Annotated in this window: 2 protein-coding genes; both read left to right on the top strand. The window is 37.4% G+C overall.

All coding sequences use genetic code 11. The annotated features are described in order from the left end of the window. Positions 1 to 88 precede the first annotated feature (88 nt). Positions 89 to 604: a hypothetical protein gene (locus CHU92_RS00420; protein ID WP_129582954.1), complete on the top strand. Its 516-nt coding sequence runs from the start codon at positions 89 to 91 to the stop codon at positions 602 to 604. A gap of 2 nt (positions 605 to 606) precedes the next feature. Continuing rightward, the gene (locus CHU92_RS00415; RefSeq protein WP_094411493.1) at positions 607 to 852 is read left to right on the top strand and encodes a hypothetical protein; all 246 of its coding nucleotides are present in this window, start codon (positions 607 to 609) and stop codon (positions 850 to 852) included. Positions 853 to 1,013 lie beyond the last annotated feature (161 nt).

Below are 1,013 nucleotides of genomic sequence, written 5' to 3'. Positions count from 1 at the left end.
GTTAGCGGTTATGCTATGACAACACAGCTGACCGACAACGGGGAAGCCGAAAATCGACCAGAGTAGGCATAAAGAAAAACAAACAAAAATGACAAAGACAATTTCAATCCTAACCAAAACAATTGTTACGGTTCTCCTGACTGTATTCTTGACAAATGCTTATTCACAGACAAAATATACTGGCTATCAGTATGTTCTTAATTCAGACGACTACATTTCATTCAAATACACAAGAGAATACAAAACGGTTGGAGAAAATTATGTAACCATTTACAAAATTTATCACCCAACAAAAGGACACCACGCATTTACAATTACGGCAACTCATTACAAAGCAGACAAGAAAGTAAAAGTTGACGTTGAAGATGCTGGCGGTGGAATTTTTGCTCATATAAACTCTGAAGAAACTACTTATGACACTGCCTCAATGGAACCGTTTGGGTTTAGGGGGGCAGTTGGTGCATTAGGTGGTAACAGAGTTCCAAATCAACTTATGGTAAAATTTGTGAGCAACAAATATGAAAATATAAAAGTGGTTCACGTTAATGCGACCGAACCAGGGACAAACAATTTTTACTTTTATGTTCTTGACGAGAAAAACTAAATATGAAACACTCAATAAAATCAAAACAAAAAATTGACATACATAATATGGTTGTGACAGTTGAGTTGCAACCTGAAAATGTAACAGAACAGTCAGCAATTAAAAACACAGGTTCTATGACTGCTACGGACAGTGAAAAAGAACTTGTAGAGAATTATTTGCATTTTGGATTAGGACTTGGAGAGTATTCCGTTTTACAGCTTCTCGACCAGACAAATAACACTTTTACTTTGAAAATTTTCGTATGACAACAAACGAAGGAAAAGAAGCACAAACCGCTAACATGCGTTTGGCGTCATGCGGGGTGAAGTGCTTAAATTCAAGTTCAGTTTTTCAATTTAGCTTTTGTGCTGGGTTGACAGTTTTGTCCTCCGAAATCCCGCACGAACGCCAAGCGCAGAACCGTTAG

This window comes from Flavobacterium cyanobacteriorum (assembly GCF_002251835.1).
Classification (GTDB): Bacteria; Bacteroidota; Bacteroidia; order Flavobacteriales; family Flavobacteriaceae; genus Flavobacterium; species Flavobacterium cyanobacteriorum.
Note: the sequence above shows the minus strand (reverse complement) of the source record. Positions and strands in the feature narration are given on the sequence as shown.

Bases quoted from the DNA above. Each gene is read 5' to 3' on its own strand.
- CHU92_RS00420 (WP_129582954.1), top strand. From the start codon at position 89: ATGACAAAGACAATTTCAATCCTAACCAAAACAATTGTTACGGTTCTC.
- CHU92_RS00415 (WP_094411493.1), top strand. From the start codon at position 607: ATGAAACACTCAATAAAATCAAAACAAAAAATTGACATACATAATATG.